Annotated in this window: 19 protein-coding genes; 6 read left to right on the top strand and 13 right to left on the bottom strand. The window is 71.9% G+C overall.

The features are described from left to right. The first annotated feature begins 18 nt into the window (after positions 1 to 18). Complete coding sequence (locus VFH10_RS17295; RefSeq protein ID WP_325130813.1) at positions 19 to 894, top strand: LLM class F420-dependent oxidoreductase; 876 nt, start codon at positions 19 to 21, stop codon at positions 892 to 894. Positions 895 to 897: 3 nt separating this feature from the next. On the opposite strand, the gene VFH10_RS17290 is transcribed toward VFH10_RS17295, so the two are convergent. Next, positions 898 to 1,335 carry a VOC family protein gene (locus tag VFH10_RS17290; protein ID WP_325130810.1) on the bottom strand — a complete coding sequence of 146 codons (438 nt, stop codon included), beginning with the start codon at positions 1,333 to 1,335 and terminating at the stop codon, positions 898 to 900. Between the two features lie 36 nt (positions 1,336 to 1,371). Between VFH10_RS17290 and VFH10_RS17285 the strand changes: the two genes are divergently transcribed. Next, positions 1,372 to 2,037 (top strand): hypothetical protein, encoded by a 666-nt coding sequence (locus VFH10_RS17285; protein WP_325130808.1) that lies wholly within the window; start codon positions 1,372 to 1,374, stop codon positions 2,035 to 2,037. Positions 2,038 to 2,052: 15 nt separating this feature from the next. On the opposite strand, the gene VFH10_RS17280 is transcribed toward VFH10_RS17285, so the two are convergent. Further along, positions 2,053 to 2,427: a VOC family protein gene (locus tag VFH10_RS17280; protein WP_325130806.1), complete on the bottom strand. Its 375-nt coding sequence runs from the start codon at positions 2,425 to 2,427 to the stop codon at positions 2,053 to 2,055. Here VFH10_RS17280 and VFH10_RS17275 point away from each other — a divergent pair. Then, entirely contained in the window at positions 2,426 to 2,863 is a 438-nt protein-coding gene (locus VFH10_RS17275) for a VOC family protein (RefSeq protein WP_325130804.1), read from the top strand. The genes VFH10_RS17280 and VFH10_RS17275 overlap by 2 nt on opposite strands. On the opposite strand, the gene VFH10_RS17270 is transcribed toward VFH10_RS17275, so the two are convergent. Then, positions 2,854 to 3,546 carry a winged helix-turn-helix transcriptional regulator gene (locus VFH10_RS17270; protein WP_325130802.1) on the bottom strand — a complete coding sequence of 231 codons (693 nt, stop codon included), beginning with the start codon at positions 3,544 to 3,546 and terminating at the stop codon, positions 2,854 to 2,856. The two genes, VFH10_RS17275 and VFH10_RS17270, sit on opposite strands and share 10 nt — an antisense overlap. Before the next feature lie 130 nt (positions 3,547 to 3,676). Here VFH10_RS17270 and VFH10_RS17265 point away from each other — a divergent pair, with 130 nt between their 5' ends. Further along, positions 3,677 to 4,498: a class I SAM-dependent methyltransferase gene (locus tag VFH10_RS17265; RefSeq protein ID WP_325130800.1), complete on the top strand. Its 822-nt coding sequence runs from the start codon at positions 3,677 to 3,679 to the stop codon at positions 4,496 to 4,498. Positions 4,499 to 4,565: 67 nt separating this feature from the next. Here VFH10_RS17265 and VFH10_RS17260 read toward each other — a convergent pair whose 3' ends face one another. The 10 genes from VFH10_RS17260 to VFH10_RS17215 form a co-directional block, all read right to left on the bottom strand. Further along, the gene (locus tag VFH10_RS17260; protein WP_325130798.1) at positions 4,566 to 4,835 is read right to left on the bottom strand and encodes a DUF1905 domain-containing protein; all 270 of its coding nucleotides are present in this window, start codon (positions 4,833 to 4,835) and stop codon (positions 4,566 to 4,568) included. Positions 4,836 to 4,948: 113 nt separating this feature from the next. Beyond that, positions 4,949 to 5,875: a GTPase Era gene (era, locus tag VFH10_RS17255; RefSeq protein ID WP_325130796.1), complete on the bottom strand. Its 927-nt coding sequence runs from the start codon at positions 5,873 to 5,875 to the stop codon at positions 4,949 to 4,951. 121 nt (positions 5,876 to 5,996) lie between these two features. Then, entirely contained in the window at positions 5,997 to 7,322 is a 1,326-nt protein-coding gene (locus tag VFH10_RS17250) for a class I SAM-dependent methyltransferase (protein WP_325130793.1), read from the bottom strand. Continuing rightward, on the bottom strand, positions 7,319 to 8,707 hold the full coding sequence (locus tag VFH10_RS17245; RefSeq protein ID WP_325130791.1) for an FAD-binding oxidoreductase: 1,389 nt from the start codon (positions 8,705 to 8,707) through the stop codon (positions 7,319 to 7,321). The genes VFH10_RS17250 and VFH10_RS17245 overlap by 4 nt, the downstream gene beginning before the upstream one ends. Positions 8,708 to 8,857: 150 nt before the next feature. After that, a complete protein-coding gene (locus VFH10_RS17240) occupies positions 8,858 to 9,211 on the bottom strand; it encodes a cytidine deaminase (protein ID WP_325130789.1) in 354 nt (117 codons plus the stop codon). Then, positions 9,186 to 10,556, bottom strand: coding sequence for a hemolysin family protein (locus VFH10_RS17235; protein WP_325130787.1), 1,371 nt, complete (start codon positions 10,554 to 10,556; stop codon positions 9,186 to 9,188). Before VFH10_RS17235 ends, VFH10_RS17240 begins: the two co-directional genes overlap by 26 nt. 28 nt (positions 10,557 to 10,584) lie before the next feature. Continuing rightward, on the bottom strand, positions 10,585 to 11,112 hold the full coding sequence (gene ybeY / locus VFH10_RS17230) for an rRNA maturation RNase YbeY (RefSeq protein ID WP_325130784.1): 528 nt from the start codon (positions 11,110 to 11,112) through the stop codon (positions 10,585 to 10,587). Positions 11,113 to 11,120: 8 nt separating this feature from the next. Then, the gene (locus tag VFH10_RS17225) at positions 11,121 to 12,155 is read right to left on the bottom strand and encodes a PhoH family protein (protein WP_325130782.1); all 1,035 of its coding nucleotides are present in this window, start codon (positions 12,153 to 12,155) and stop codon (positions 11,121 to 11,123) included. Between the two features lie 136 nt (positions 12,156 to 12,291). Beyond that, positions 12,292 to 13,494 (bottom strand): hypothetical protein, encoded by a 1,203-nt coding sequence (locus VFH10_RS17220; protein ID WP_325130780.1) that lies wholly within the window; start codon positions 13,492 to 13,494, stop codon positions 12,292 to 12,294. Beyond that, positions 13,491 to 13,850, bottom strand: coding sequence for an HIT domain-containing protein (locus tag VFH10_RS17215; protein ID WP_325130777.1), 360 nt, complete (start codon positions 13,848 to 13,850; stop codon positions 13,491 to 13,493). The genes VFH10_RS17220 and VFH10_RS17215 overlap by 4 nt, the downstream gene beginning before the upstream one ends. A gap of 137 nt (positions 13,851 to 13,987) precedes the next feature. Between VFH10_RS17215 and VFH10_RS17210 the strand changes: the two genes are divergently transcribed. Together VFH10_RS17210 and VFH10_RS17205 are read left to right on the top strand one after the other, a co-directional pair. Further along, complete coding sequence (locus VFH10_RS17210; RefSeq protein WP_325130775.1) at positions 13,988 to 14,551, top strand: SigE family RNA polymerase sigma factor; 564 nt, start codon at positions 13,988 to 13,990, stop codon at positions 14,549 to 14,551. Beyond that, positions 14,548 to 15,669 (top strand): Gmad2 immunoglobulin-like domain-containing protein, encoded by a 1,122-nt coding sequence (locus VFH10_RS17205; protein ID WP_325130773.1) that lies wholly within the window; start codon positions 14,548 to 14,550, stop codon positions 15,667 to 15,669. Before VFH10_RS17210 ends, VFH10_RS17205 begins: the two co-directional genes overlap by 4 nt. Positions 15,670 to 15,751 lie beyond the last annotated feature (82 nt).

Below are 15,751 nucleotides of genomic sequence, written 5' to 3'. Positions count from 1 at the left end.
CGCCGTAGGTTGAGTCGCATGGACCTCGGCGTGCACTACGCGAGCTTCAGCCACCCGGGCGCCCCTGGGACGATCGGACCCCGCGTCGCCGCCACCGCGCGCGCCGCGGAGGCCGTGGGCTGCTCGGACTTCACCGTGATGGACCACTGGTTCCAGATGGAGTGGATGCTCTCCGCCGCCGACCCGATGCTGGAGGGCTACAGCACTCTCGGCTTCGTCGCCGGTCAGACCGAGCGGATCACGCTGGGGCTGCTCGTCACCGGCGTGACCTACCGGCACCCGGGGCTGCTCGCCAAGACGGTCACCACGCTCGACGTGCTCTCCGGTGGCCGCGCCCGGCTCGGTCTGGGTGCCACCTGGTACGAGCGCGAGCACCGCGGTCTCGGCGTACCGTTCCCGCCGCTGACGGAGCGGTTCGAACGCCTCGAGGAGACCCTGCAGATCTGCCTGCAGATGTGGAGCGACGACGACGGGCCCTACGACGGCCGGCACTACCGGCTCGCCGAGACGCTGTGCGTGCCGCGCCCGGTGCAGCGCCCCCGGCCGCCGATCATGCTGGGCGGCGGCGGCGAGCGGAAGACGCTCCGGCTGGTCGCGAGGTACGCCGACGCGACGAACCTGTACTCGCTCCCGCCGGACGACCTGCGGCACAAACTCGCTGTCCTCGACCGGCACTGCACGGCCGAGGGCCGCGACCCGGCCGCGATCCAGCGCACGGTCGTGGCGTCCGGTGTGCACGATATCGAGGTCGACGAGTTCCTCCGTCGGATGGAGACCTACGCGGCGCTGGGGATCACGAAGGTGTTCGTGACACCGCGGGGACCCGACCCGGTCGCCTGGGTCGAGCGGTTCGCCGCCGCCGCGCTGCCCCGGCTCCGCGAGCTCACGCCGTAGGCGTCACACCACGCAGAGCTCGTTGCCCTCCGGGTCGGCCAGCACCACGTGGTCGAGGTTTCCGTCCTCGACGTGCTCGTCGAGCACCCGGGCACCGGCCGCGACCAGCCGCTCGACGTGGGCCGTGATCCGGGCTCGGCGTACCTCCTGCTCGATGTGCCGGCCACCGCTGACGCGGAGGTCGAGGTGCAGCCGGTTCTTCGCGGTCTTGCCCTCCGGGACCTTGAGGAAGCCGATGGCGGGCAGCCGGCCCTCCGGATCCACCAGGCTGCCGCCGTCGCCCCACTCGTCCTCGGGGACCTCGAAGTGCCGCAGCCAGTCCTCCCAGGTCGCCCATCCCTCCGGCGGTGGCGCGTCGACGTAGCCGAGCGCCTCCTTCCAGAAGGAGATCAACGCCGGGGCGTCGTGGCAGTCGAAGGTGATCGTCCAGTTCGTCGTCACACGCAGAGCCAACCAGATGCCGCCTACCGTGGGCGGGTGACCAGGTACGTGCTGCTGCCGAGCCCGCTGGTCGGCGCCGCGACGTGGCGGCCGGTGGCCGAGGTCCTACGCGCGGGGGGCGCATCCGTGGCCGTCGCGTCGACGGACGGCTGCACCACGCCCGAGCAGGTGCAGGCGGCGTACGTCGCGGCGGTGCCTCCTGGTGACGGCGCGATGGTGCTGGTGCCACACAGCAACGCGGGCTATCTCGCCGCCAACGTCGCGGCGGCGGTCGGTTCGGCCGGGGTGGTGTACGTCGACGCGGCGCTACCGGCGTCGACCGGACCGACGACGCTCGCGCCGTCCGAGCTCCTCGACTTCCTGGCCGGCCTGGCGGACGAGGACGGGGTGCTGCCGCCGTGGACGCAGTGGTGGGACGACTCCGACGGGTTGTTCCCCGACGACGCGACCCGGGCAGAGGTGGAGGCAGACCAGTCCCGGCTGCCGCTGGCGTACTTCCGCTCGGCTGTGCGGCCGCCGACGGGGTGGACGGCGCGGCCGAGCGGCTACCTCGCGTTCGGGGACACCTACGCCGAGGAGCTCGAGCGGGCAATCTCGCTCGGCTGGCCCACGCGGGTCCTCGAGGGTGGGCACCTGCACCAGCTGCACGATCCGGCCGCCGTCGCAGCTGGGATCACGGAGCTGAGCTCACGCATCGCCTGAGCAGTCGCGGCCCCGTCAGCCGGCCACCCCGCCGGGCTGCCACAGCTGCAGCGGGTTGCCCTCGGGGTCGGTCAGCGAGGCGAACCGCCCGTTGGGGTAGGTCTCCGGGTCGAGCGTGACGTCGATGCCGGCCTGCCGGAGCTGCGCCACCATCGCGTCGAGGTCGCGGACCCGGAAGTTCAGCGACCAGGTGTGCTCCGGTCCCCCGAACGCATCAGCGCCGTGGGGCATCACCGCGAACACCGTCAGCCCGGCACCGGGCTCCCAGCACGGCTCGCCGTACGACGTGGGCGGCGGCGGCACGCCCAGGTGCTCGGCGTACCAGGCGGTGAGCAGGTCCGGGTCGCGTGCCGCCAGGAACACGCCTCCGATGCCGTCGACCTTCTCCATGGGTACCTCCTTGGGGCAGGGTGGGTTCGTGCGCGGGCGCGAGCAGTCGGACGGAGGCGTCGACCGGTGGAGCCGGTCCGACTGGTGGGGGGTGGTGCTCGACGCGCCCGACGTGGCAGTGCTCGCGAGCTTCTGGTCGACCCTGCTGGGCTGGCCGATCAGCAGCCAGGACGAGCACGGTGCGGCGATGGCGCCGGACGACAACGGGGTGGCCTACCTGTCGATCCAGCTCGAGGAGCAGTACGTCCGGCCGACCTGGCCGGCCCAGCCCAGCAAGCAGCAGATGAGCCTGCATCTCGACTTCGAGGTGGTCGACCTCGAAGCCGCGGTGGCGCACGCGATCGAGCTCGGCGCCGAGCTGCCCGACTTCCAGCCGCAGGAGAACGTCCGGGTGCTCCTGGACCCCGCCGGGCATCCGTTCTGCCTCTACACCTGAACCAGCGCGTCGCCCCGCGGAACCCCGGCGAACACCGACAGCGAGAACCATCCGGGCACCGCTCGCCGCAGGCTCTCCGGACCCGCCACGTCCAGCCGGCCCTGGCCGACCGCCTCGGTCCAGGCCAGGTCGCCGCGCCAGACCCGGGTCAGGTCACGCAGGCTGGACGTCAGCGTCACGTCCACCTCGTGCCCGGGATCCTCGTCGCAGACGTCGACCTCCTTCGGGGTGATCACCAGCCACCACCGGCCCTGCGTTCCGCGGACCTCGGGGAACCGGATGTGCAGCACCGCCCGCGGCCGGGGTACGACGTCGCGGTCGACGTTGCGGTGCATGTCCCACAGCAGCAGCTTCGGGTCGAGGTCCTCGTCGCCGATCTCGCCGATCCAGCGGGCGCCCCACGCCCCGACCGCCTCGACCACCGGACGCAGCTCCTGCCCGGCCGGGGTGAGCACGTAGCGGACGTCGTTCCCCGCGACCCGCTTCTCCAGCACGCCCGCCCGGACCAGCTGGTGCAGCCGCTTCGACAGCAGGGTCGGCGACATCCGGGGCAGGCCACGGCGCAGGTCGTTGAAGTGCTCGCTGCCGAGCACGAGCTCGCGCACCAGCAGCATGGTCCAGCGCTCGTCGAGGAGCTCCATCGCCTTGGCGACGGGGCAGAACTGGCGGTAGGTGGTCCCCATCCCGGCAGGCTAGGGGCGGGCCACCGCGCCGCACCAGGGACGAATCGGACCGGTACAGATGTGGTACTGGTCGCTCCCCCTCCGCCGCGCCTAGCGTCCTCTGCACACAAACATTCGGAGGGAGCAGGAGATGACTGTGCAGACTTCGCCGGGGGGCGAGCTCAAGGCCAAGCACCGGGCGATGTGGGCCTTCGGCGACTACCCGTCGGTGGCCGACGAGGTGATCCCGTCGCTGGGGCCGGTGCTCGTGGAGGCCGCCGGGATCCGGGCGGGGCAGCGGGTGCTCGACGTCGCAGCCGGATCCGGCAACGCCGCGATCCCGGCCGCCCGGCTCGGCGCCGAGGTGGTGGCGAGCGACCTGACGCCCGAGCTGCTGGCCACGGGCAAGGCCGCCGCGGAGGCCGAGGGAGTCACGCTGGAGTGGCGTGAGGCGGACGCCGAGGCGCTGCCGTTTGAGGACGGCAGCTTCGACGCCACCATCTCGTGCGTCGGGGTGATGTTCGCCCCGCACCACCAGGAGAGCGCCGACGAGCTGGTCCGGGTCACCCGGAGCGGCGGCACGATCGGGCTGCTGAGCTGGACGCCGGAAGGCTTCATCGGGCAGATGTTCTCGACGATGAAGCCGTACGTCGCCCCGCCGCCGGCCGGGGTGCAGCCGCCGCCACTGTGGGGGCGCGAGGACCACGTGCGCGACCTCCTCGGTGACCGGGTCACCGACGTGGTGGCGCGCCGCGAGAAGCTGCGCGTCGACCGGTTCGCGTCGGCCGAGGAGTTCCGGGACTTCTTCAAGGCGGCCTACGGCCCGACCATCGCGGCGTACAAGCAGATCGCGGACCAGCCGGAGAAGGTCGCCGCCCTCGACGAGGACCTGGCTGCCCTGGCCCGCAAGCACGACCTGGGCGACGGCGTCATGGAGTGGGAGTACCTGCTCCTGACCGCCCGCACCCGCTGAACAACGATTCGTCTGCGGTCTTTGGGGGGATTTACACGGGCGGACCGCAGACGAATCGTTGTCGCAGTCAGTCGGTGTGGCGCTCGAGGAGGCGGACGGCCACGGTGTCGCCCGCCTCCTTGCCGATCGCCTTGCGTACGCCGGCCTTCACCGGAAGCTTGTGCGTGCCGTCGCCCATCGCCATGAACGAGCTGCGGAAGGGCTCGCCGTCGATGGTGCCGCTGACCTTGACCAGCCCCCGCGTGCCGAAGTAATCCGCGGCGCCCGGCCAGACCAGGTAGGTCCAGCCGCCCTTCGCGGGGCTCTTCTGCAACGTTGCCTCGAACTGCTCGTCCATCGGTCCTCCCTGGGTCACTCGCGCCTCCACCAGGATGGACCCGCGGCACACCGAGGACTCATCGCCGTGCGTCCGATGAGGACGGGACCGCCGACCCCCGGGATCGTCGAGGGTCAGAAGCCGAGTCGGCGCAGCTGCTTGGGGTCGCGCTGCCAGTCCTTCGCGATCTTCACGTGCAGGTCGAGGTAGACCGGCGTGCCCAGCATGGCCTCGATGCTCTTGCGGGCGTCGGTGCCCACCGCGCGGAGCCGACTGCCCTTGTGCCCGATCACGATGCCCTTCTGCGACGACCGCTCGACGAACAGGTTCGCGTGGATGTCGAGCAGCGGCCGGTCCTCCGGGCGCCCCTCGCGCAGCCCCATCTCCTCCACGACGACCGCGATGGAGTGCGGCAGCTCGTCGCGGACCCCCTCGAGAGCCGCCTCGCGGATCAGCTCGGCGACGATCGCCTCCTCCGGTGCGTCGGTCAGCTCGCCGTCCGGGTACAGCGGCGGCCCCTCGGGCAGCCGGGCGACGAGGAGGTCGGCGAGCAGGCCGACCTGGTCGCCCGCCTTCGCGGACACCGGCACGATCTCAGCCCAGTCGGTGCCGGTCTCGTGTCCGAGCCGGTCGATCGAGAGCAGGTGCTCCCCCAGCTGCTCGGGGGTCGCCAGGTCGGTCTTCGTGGCGATCGCCAGCTTCGTCGTACGCCGGACCTTGGCGAGCTCGTTGACGATGAACCGGTCGCCGGGGCCGACCTTCTCGTTGGCCGGGAAGCAGACCGCCACGATGTCGACCTCGGCCCACGTGCTGGTGACCAGGTCGTTGAGCCGCTCACCGAGCAGGGTGCGCGGGCGGTGCAGGCCGGGGGTGTCGACGAGGATCAGCTGCGCGTCGGGCCGGTGCACGATGCCGCGCACGACGGTGCGGGTGGTCTGCGGACGCGAGGACGTGATCGCGACCTTGGTGCCGACGAGCGCGTTGGTCAGCGTCGACTTGCCGGCGTTGGGACGGCCGACGAACGACGCGAAGCCGCTGCGGAACTCGGGACTCTCGGGCACCGGGCGATTGTGTCACCCGGCGTGCGGCGGTGGTGGAGGCCGTCACCTCAGGACGCGGCCGAGGGGTCACTCATGCAGCGACACGCCGTCCAGGAGCCTGAAGATGTGACTCCTCGCCCGGTCAGGAGAGCCAGGTGGGGCGGAGCGGGAAGCCGGATCGGCCCTGCTCGTCGGGCTTCACGCCCAGCACCTGGTGCAGCTGGATCTCGTTGCGCTCGAACCCCAGCCGGGAGCCGGCCATGTAGAGCCCCCACACCTTGGCGGTGCCGATGCCCACCTCGTCGACGCACTCGTCCCAGTTGTCCTCGAGGTTCTCGCACCAGCCCTTGAGGGTCAGCGCGTAGTGCTCGCGGAGGTTCTCCTCGTGGCGCACCTCGAGGCCGACGTCCTGCATCGCGGTGATGATCCGCCCCGAGCCGGTGAGCTCGCCGTCGGGGAACACGTAGCGGTCGATGAACGGCCCGGTCGTGGCCCGCGAGCTGTTGTCGGCGCGGGTGATGCAGTGGTTGAGCAGCCGGCCGCCGGGGACCAGCCGGTCGCGGAGGAACGAGAAGTACGACGCGTAGTTGCGCACGCCGATGTGCTCGGTGAGCCCGATCGAGCTGATCGCGTCGAACCCGGTCTCGGCGATCTCGCGGTAGTCGCCGAACCGCACTTCGGCCAGGTCGGCGAGCCCGTCGCGCTCGACGGCCGCCTGCCCGTAGGTCGCCTGCTCGCGCGAGAGCGTCACCCCGATCACGCGGACGCCGTACTCCCGGGCGGCGTGCCGCACCATCCCGCCCCAGCCGCAGCCGACGTCGAGCAGCCGCATCCCGGGCTTGAGGTCGAGCTTGCGGGCGACCAGGTCGTACTTGAAGGTCTGGGCCTGCTCCAGCGTCGCGTCCTCGCTCGGGAAGCACGCGCAGGTGTAGGTCATGGACGGGCCGAGGACCATCTCGTAGAACCGGTTCGAGACGTCGTAGTGGTGGTGGATCGCCTCGGCGTCGCGGGTGCGCGAGTGCCGGTAGCCCTCCAGCAGCCGCCGCCAGCGCGGCAGCGCCTCCTGGACCGGTGGCTCCGGCGGCACGAAGTGGCTCAGCCCGATGCTGCGCGCCAGCCGCAGCGCCTCCGCCGGGGAGGGTATCCGCAGCTTGAGGTTGTTCTGCAGGTGCACGAGCGCGTCGTAGGGGTTGCCGGGGTGGACGCCCTCGATCTCCAGGTCACCACGCACGTAGGCGCGGGCCATGCCGAGGTCGCCGGGGGCGGTGACCAGGTAGGAGAGCCCGCGCTCGTTGAGCAGCCGGAGGTGGATCGGGGCGTCGGCCGGGCCGGCGGTGCTGCCGTCGTACGCGGAGAACCGGAACGGCATGCCGCGCGCCATCAGCTGCTCGAGAGCCTGCCCGATCGTGACCCGGCCGGGCCCGGAGCCGGCAGCGGTGTCGCGGGGGCGGTCGATCGTGCTGGTCATCGGCGTTCCACTGCTTTCTCGTAGAGGTCGGCGAGCCGACCGTCGGGATCGGTCTGCTTGCGAACGGTGCGGGTGAAGTCCTGGTCGTAGAGGCGGTCGAAGGTGGCGCGGTCGTAGTAGGCGTCGGAGTAGAGCGACTTGTGCCCGCCGAGCTCAGTGACCCTGGTCTCGATCGCGCGGTTCTTGTCGCCGTCCCGGGCGCCGGGCGCGATCGGCACCGTCCCCCAGAAGCCGACGTTGACGTAGGTCGCGCCGGGACGAAGCGGGTAGGACGGCCAGTCGCGGGTGCTGCGCAGCGGGCACAGCCAGACCGGGCGCATGCCGACCTCGTCGTCGAACCAGGTGAGAAACTCGGTGAGTCGTTCCACGGGGATCTCCACGTCCTGGATCACCCGCTCCCGCTCGGGCAGGCCGCGCCGGCGGTCGAGCCGGCCCTTGACCTGGTAGCGGTTCTCCAGGCCGACGATCCGGTGGTAGACGTCGCTGCGCTTCCACCGCCGCGGCCACAGCCGGCGCACGCGCGGGTCGTGCAGGCCGAACGCGCCGGAGCACCAGAACCAGTCGGTGTCCCAGCGCCACAGGTAGTCGTACATGGTGAGCCGGTCGGTGCCGCCGCGCGGACCGGTGCGGCCGATGCGCTGGATCGAGCGGAAGTACGGCTCCTGGCCGGTGTAGTCGCTGGCGGGACCGGACCGGTGGTCGAGCCCGGTGAACCGCGCGAGCGTCAGGTACGCCTCGCCGGGTGCGAACACCACCCCGTCGAGCCCGTCGACCGGCAGGCCGTCGTGGGTGCCGGTGGCGACGATGTCCGCGACGGTTCGGGCGAGCTGGTCGAGGTCGGCGAACGGGAGGTGCCGGACCTCCACGTACGACGGGACGGGCTCGAGCCTGATGCGCAGCCGGGTGGCGTAGCCGAGCGAGCCGTAGGAGTTGGGGAACGCGTCGAACAGGTCGTCGCCGGGACGGACCGTGCGGATCTCGCCGTCGCCGCAGAGCACGTCCATCTCCAGCACCGACTCGTGCGGCAGCCCGTTGCGGAACGACGTCGACTCGATGCCGAGGCCGGTGACCGCGCCGCCGAGCGTGATGGTGCGCAGCTGTGGCACGACGTACGGGATGAAGCCGCGCGGCAGGGTGACGTCGACCAGGTCCTGGTAGGTGCACATGCCCTGCACGTCGGCGGTCTGCCCCGCCTCGTCGAGGACGATGACGCCGAGCAGGCCGGAGACGTCGAGCCCCGGCGCATCGGTGCGTGCGCGGGTGCGGAACAGGTTCGAGGTGCGTTTCGCCAGGCGCACCGGGGCGTCGGGCGGAAGCGCGTCGTACGACGCCTTCAGCCGGCGTACCGCCTCGGCGTGCCGGTCGAGTCCTACCGGAACGGCCACGACTCGAATCTAGCGCGAACCGGGCTGGGTGTGCTGTGTCTGGGCGGTGGGGGCCTGGCCAATTCACTGGGTCCCCTGTGAATTGGCCCCTTCCCGGTGTGAACTCACCACGGGAACCGGCAGGTCTCCTGGGGCAGGTCTCGTTGCTGGTCAGGAGGCGAGCGACGCGACCACGGTGCCGTCGGGGCCGGCCAGGTGCACGGGTACGCCGTGCCCGGAAACGTCCCGGACCACGGACAGGTCGGCCTCGTCGATCGTGGCGGCCGACCCGAGCACCACCACTGCCTCGAGCTCGCGGGAGCCGGACGTGACCGCCATCGCGACGGCCACCTGCACGGCGGTCAGCCGTAGCGTCGGGAGGTCGACCGTGGCGCCGGCGAAGGTGCGACCGTCACCGTCGCGCACGCATGCCCCCTCGGCTGCACCCGTCCGGGCCCGGGCGGAGCGAGCCAGCGTGACGAGCTTGCGGTCCTCGGGGTCAGTGAGCTCGTTCGGGGTCGGCATGGGAGTCAGCGTAGGACTCGGAACCGTGGTCCTCGTCCACGGGCTGGAGCCGCGTGATCAGCACCGTGCCGATGCGGTTGCGGCGCCCGGACGGGGCCTCGGCCTCGAACCGGAGCCCGTGCGCCTCGACCACGGAGCCCGCGATCGGCACCCGGCCGAGGTGCTTGGCGAGCAGGCCGCCGACGGTGTCGACGTCGTCGTCCTCGATGGCGACCCCGCAGATGTGCTCGATGTCGTCCACCGGGTAGCGCGAGCTGACCCGGGTGCTGCCGTTGGCGAGGTGCTCGACGTCCACGTGCTCGACGTCGTACTCGTCGGTGATCTCGCCGACGATCTCCTCGAGCACGTCCTCGATGGTGACCAGTCCGGCCGTGCCGCCGTACTCGTCGACGACCACGGCGACGTGCTTGCGCTCGGCCTGCATCTCGCGCAGCAGCCCGTCGACCGGCTTGGAGTCGGGGACGTACATCACCGGGCGCATCACCGACTCGACGCGCTCGGTCTGCTCGGCCTCGTGCCGGTCGAACACGCGCCGGGTCAGGTCCTTGAGGTAGGCGAAGCCGACGATGTCGTCGAGGTTCTCCCCGATCACGGGGATCCGCGAGTAGCCGCTGCGCAGCGCCAGCGACATCGCCTGGCGCAGCGTCTTGCTGCGCTCGATGAACACCACGTCGGTGCGCGGCACCATCACCTCGCGGACGATCGTGTCGCCGAGCTCGAAGACGGAGTGGATCATCTCCCGTTCGCCGGACTCGATGACGCTGGAGGCCTCCGCGAGGTCGACGAGCTCACGCAGCTCGGCCTCGGAGGCGAACGGGCCTTCGCTGAACCCGCGGCCGGGCGTGATGGCGTTGCCGACCAGGATCAGCAGCCGCGGGATCGGGCCGAGCACCTTGGTGAACACGATCAGCGGGCCGCTGGACAGCAGCGCGACGCGCTCGGAGTGCTGCCGGCCGACGGTGCGCGGGGCGACCCCGATGACCACGAACGAGACGACCAGCGAGATGCCGATCGCGGCGACCATCGCCAGCCAGCGGCCCTCGGTCACCGCGGGACCGGCCTCGGCGCCACCATCGCGCACGACCACGTCGAGCATCACGACGGTGACCATCACGATCGCGGTGATCTCGCAGAGCATCCGCAGCAGCAGCGCGGAGTTGAGGTAGCGGGGCGGGTCCTCGACGATCACCAGCAGCCGCTTGGCGCCGGGCTTGCCGTCGTGGGCGATCTCCTCGGCGCGGGCCTTGGAGAACGACGACAGTGCGGCGTCGGCGCTGCTGAACAGCCCGGCGAGCACCGTCAGCAGGACGGCGGCCACGAGCAGCCAGAGGTCGACGGTGCTCATCGTCGGCACCCCGGTGCGGGTCGGTCGCTCATCGGGTCTCGGTCGGCGAGGGCTGCGACTCCTCGTCGCCGGGAAGCACCTCGCCGTTGCGGGCGCCCTGCCACTCGGCGAGCAGCCGGGCCTGCAGGCCGAACATCTCGCGGTGCTCCTCCGGCTCGGCGTGGTCGTAGCCGAGCAGGTGCAGGATCCCGTGCACGGTGAGCAGGTCGATCTCGTCGGCGGTGCGGTACTCCGACTGGCCGGACTCCCGGGCCTGCTGGGCCTGCCTCTCGGCCACCGCATGGCACAGCACGAGGTCGCCGAGCACCCCCTCCTCGGGGTCCTCGTCGACCATGCCGGGCCGCAGCTCGTCCATCGGGAAGGCCAGCACGTCGGTGGGGCCCTCCTTCTCCATCCAGTGCTCGTTGAGCGAGGCGATCGTCTCCTCGTCGACGAGCTTGATGCACAGCTCGGCCTGCGGGTGCACCCGCATCCGGTCGATGACGAAGCGCGAGAGCCGGGCCAGGGCCTTGACGTCGACGTCGGCGCCCGACTCGTTCAGGATCTCGATGCTCATGGGCCCTCTCAGGCTCGGCGGGGGCGGCGGCCGGTGTCGCCGTTGCCGCGCTCGTGCCGGTCGCTGTCCTGCTGCTCGCGGCGGGCCTCGTAGACGTCGTACGCCGCGACGATGTGACCGACCAGCCGGTGTCGTACGACGTCGTGCGAGGTGAGCCGGTTGAACCCCACGTCCTCGATGCCGGTGAGGATGTCCTCGACGATCCGCAGCCCGCTCTTGGTGCCGGCCGGCAGGTCGACCTGGGTGACATCGCCGGTGACCACCATCTTGGAGCCGAAACCGAGGCGGGTCAGGAACATCTTCATCTGCTCGGGCGAGGTGTTCTGCGCCTCGTCGAGGATGATGAACGCGTCGTTGAGGGTGCGCCCGCGCATGTAGGCCAGCGGGGCGACCTCGATCGTCCCGGCCGCCAGGAGCTTGGGGATCGTCTCGGGGTCGAGCATGTCGTGCAGCGCGTCGTACAGCGGCCGCAGGTAGGGGTCGATCTTCTCGCTCAGCGTGCCGGGCAGGAACCCGAGCCGCTCCCCGGCCTCGACCGCCGGGCGGGTCAGGATGATCCGGTTGACGTTCTTGGACTGCAGCGCCTGCACGGCCTTCGCCATCGCGAGGTAGGTCTTGCCGGTGCCGGCCGGGCCGATCCCGAACACGATCGTGTGCTTGTCGATCGCGTCGACGTACCGCTTCTGGTTCAGCGTCTTGGGACGGATCGTGCGGCCGCGGTTGGACAGGATGTTCATCGAGAGCACGTCTGCGGGACGCTCGGTCGTCTCCTGCCGGAGCATGCCGATCGCACGCTCGACGGTCTCGGGGGTGACGCCCTGGCCGGTGCGGATGATCGTCACGAGCTCGTCGAGCAGCCGCTCCACGAGGGCGACCTCGGCGGGCTCGCCGCGCAGGGTGACCTGGTTGCCCCGGACGTGGATGTCGGCCTCGAACGCCTTCTCGATGAGGGCGAGGTGCTCGTCCCGGGGCCCGAGGAGGGCGACCATGGGGACGCTCGCCGGCACCACGATGATGTGCTGAGGGGTATCGGTGTCTGTCATGGGGTGGCCGGTGCGGCCTGCCCTCCTGCGGTCGTGGGGCGATCTGTCCCTTCCATGCTACTGCGACCCCTCTGCGCCGCCCACCGAGTTGTCGCGCGGCAAGGTCCACCCCCGGTCGGGGTACGGCGCGCCGCGCTCATGGGCGGGTGACCAGCAGCATGCCGAGGCACATCTCGTCGGTGGTGCCCTCGCCCCACACGACGTACCGCTCCTCCTGCCCCTCGAACGCGGGCAGCTGGTCGCGCAGCGACTGGTCGTGGGTGCAGGTCACCCGGACCGTGTCGCCGCGCCGGAGCCGCAGCGGGTCGACGGACACGGCGCCCTGGTCGTCGAAGTTCCAGACCGGGATGTCGAGCACCCGCTGTTCGCGTCGGGTGCCGGGGTTGACGTCGATGGTCAGGCTCCGGCCGAGCAGGTGCATGTGCCCGGCCACGGCGCGCAGCGTGGCGGGCCTCTCGATGGTGGTGTCGCAGTGCTGCTCGGGTCCGACCGGCTGGGAGCCGCAGAACATGTGCAGCCCGTTGGCCGTGTTGCCCGACGGCCCGAACCGCGCGATCACGTCGTCGACGGCCGCGTCGCGGTCGCACAGCTTGCCGTCGGAGTGGCGGGGTCGGCAGGGCAGCTCGACCGGCGCGGGCAGCAGCATCGTCTGCAGCGGTGCGAGGTCCTTGTCCGCGGAGGCGAGCCGGAGCCTGGCGGCGGTCACGTCGGGGCCGGTGCCGGCGAGCAGGTTGTAGTGCACCTGCATGACCACCTGGGAGCCGGCCTCGACGGGGGTGCCGAGGTCGTCGGCGAGCACCCTTTCCCCGCCGCCCGGCGCCCACGCGCCGAGCCACGGCACGTCGTCGACGCTGCCGCTCGCGGCCGGGATGCCGGCGTCGCCGAAGCAGGTCCAGCCCTCCCCCGGCGTGGCCTTGTCGGCGGCCTCCGCCTGCGAGACGAGCTCGGGAGGCACCCGGAACATGATCACGTGGTGCACGGTGTCCGGGGTGCCGGGCTGCACGTCGAAGCCGGTGATGAAGGCGTCCTCGGCGAGCTCCGGGTCGAGCAGGAAGCAGCGGTAGTCGTCGGTCCCGGTGCCGTTGGGAGCCGACGGCGAGTAGGGCGCCGGCATGGCCAGCCGGGCGAACCGCTCACCCTCGCGCAGCGGCGTGCTCGCGGGCTCGGCCCCGTCGCCCCCGTGGCCGTCGTGCGCCTGGCTGTCCACGGACGGCTCCGCCGAGGGCGCCGTCGTCGTCGACGGGTCTCGTGCGTCGTCGTCGGGCGTACCGCCGCAACCGCCCAGCACGAGGCTCACCCCGAGCAGCACCGGCAGCCAGGGCGCGACGCCGCGGGTCATCCCGGCGGCCAGGTCATCGTGCGTCCCCCGAGGACGTGCAGGTGTGCGTGGAACACGGTCTGGTGGGCGGACGCGCCGGTGTTGAAGACCAGCCGGTAGCCGTCGTCGGCGATCCCGTCGGCCTTGGCGACCGCCGCGGCGGCGTCGACGAGGTCGACCAGCACGGTCGGCTCGGCCGCCGCGAGCGCGGCGGCGTCCGCGTGATGGCTCCGCGGGATCACCAGGACGTGCGTCGGGGCCTGCGGCTCGATGTCGCGGAAGGCGACGGTGGTGTCGGACTCGTGCACCACGTCGGCCGGGATCTCGCCCGCGACGAGCTTGCAGAAGAGGCAGTCGGACGTGCTCGCGTCGGCCATGGAGCCAGGGTATGCCGGTGCGCCCGGCCCGGCGTACCCGAAGTTTGGGCGCATCCGGGTGTCAACCCCCGGGTCCGGCCGCGCGTGGAACTACCGTGAGGACGGACCTGCTCCTGCGACCCCGGACGAGGGATGCGATGACCGACGCCTCGGCGCGGCCGTCGTCGACCCCGTCCGCCGGTCAGCACCAGCAGTGGGACGCCGACGTCGCGGTGGAGGAGCTGTACGCCGCCCACTACCGGCGGCTGGTGCGGCTCTCGGTGCTGCTCGTGCGCGACGTGGAGACGGCCGAGGAGGTCGTGCAGGACTCGTTCGTGGCGATGCACGGCCGTTGGCACCGGCTCCGCGAGCCGGACAAGGCGCTCGCCTACCTGCGGCAGACCGTGGTGAACCGGTCCCGGTCGGTGCTCCGCCGCCGGGTCGTGGCCGCCCGGCACGTGCCCGAGGTGCTGCCGGAGGCGCCCGGAGCCGACGAGACCGCGGTGACCGACGAGCGGCGCACCCGGGTGCTCGACGCGCTCGCCGCCCTGCCCCGCCGCCAGCGCGAGGTGATCGTGCTGCGCTACTACCTCGACCTCTCTGAGACCCAGATCGCCGAGGCGCTCGGGATCAGCAACGGCGCGGTGAAGAGCCACGCCTCGCGCGCCGCCGACGCCCTGCGCACGTCGCTCGGCCCGCTGCTGCTGGAGGACATGTCATGAGCAACCCCTACGAGCCCTCGGGCTTCCGCCACGACGAGGAGCAGCGGCTCCGCGACCTGCTCGACGACGCCACCTCCGACGTAGAGCCCGGCGACGGGCTCGACGCGATCCAGACCCGCACGAAGGTGAGGACGATGTCCGGGCGCCCCTGGCTGGTCGCCGCCACCGCGGCGGTCGTGACCACGGCCGCCACCGTCGCGGCGGTCGCCGTGCTCGGTGACAACGGCGGCCCGACCGCCACGGACGACCCCGGCCCCGCCGCGAGTACGACGTCGGCGGCCGAGCCGACGGTGACCGACGACGCCTCGGCCTCGACGGACCCGGAGCCGTCCACGCCGGAGGCCGACCCGGTGCCGGTCGAGGGTGCGGTCCCGGTCTACTACGTGGGTGAGACCGGTCAGGGGCCGCGGCTGTACCGCGAGTTCCACCCCGGCACCGGCGGGGACCCGCTCACGCAGGCGGTCGCCGATGCCGTGGGTCGGGCGCCGGACGACCCCGACTACCGCACGCCGTGGCCGGCGGGCACCCAGGCGGCGACCTCGTTCGACGGTGCGGGCGCGGACGGCCAGATCGACATCGACGTGACCAGCCCGGGCACCCCGCTGCACGACCGGCCGGCCGGGATGAGCCAGGCCGAGGCGGAGATGGCGGTCCAGCAGCTCGTCTACACCGCCCAGGCCGCGGTGCAGGCGACGGCGCCGGTGCAGTTCCGGCTCGACGGCGGTCGCACCGACCAGCTGCTCGGCGTCCCGGTCTCCGAGCCGCTCGCCCGCGCAGACGCCGCCTCCACGCTCGCCCAGGTCTGGATCATCACGCCGGGCGAGGGTGCCGAGGTGCGCGACGGGTTCGAGGTGACCGGCCTCGGCTCGTTCTTCGAGGCCAACGTCGCGTGGGAGCTCAGGGAGGGCGGCGCGGACGGCAGGGTCGTCGCGTCCAACGCCGACCGCCCGGTGACCGCCCAGGAGTGCTGCACGATGGCGCCGTACTCCTTCACCGTCGACGTCCCCGACGGCACTGCGCCTGGCGACTACACCCTGGTCGTGCACGACGAGGACATGTCCGGCGGCGAGGGCTTCGCCCCGTTCCGCGACACCAAGCGCGTGACCCTCATCCGCTGAACCCACAAGCCCGCCGAGGGGTCAGGTACTCAGGCCCCTCGGCGGAGTGTCGCCGCACAACTGACTCCTCGGCAGCCTCGGC

It is taken from the genome of Nocardioides sp. (assembly GCF_035697785.1).
Lineage (GTDB): Bacteria > Actinomycetota > Actinomycetes > Propionibacteriales > Nocardioidaceae > Nocardioides_B.
Note: the sequence above shows the minus strand (reverse complement) of the source record. Positions and strands in the feature narration are given on the sequence as shown.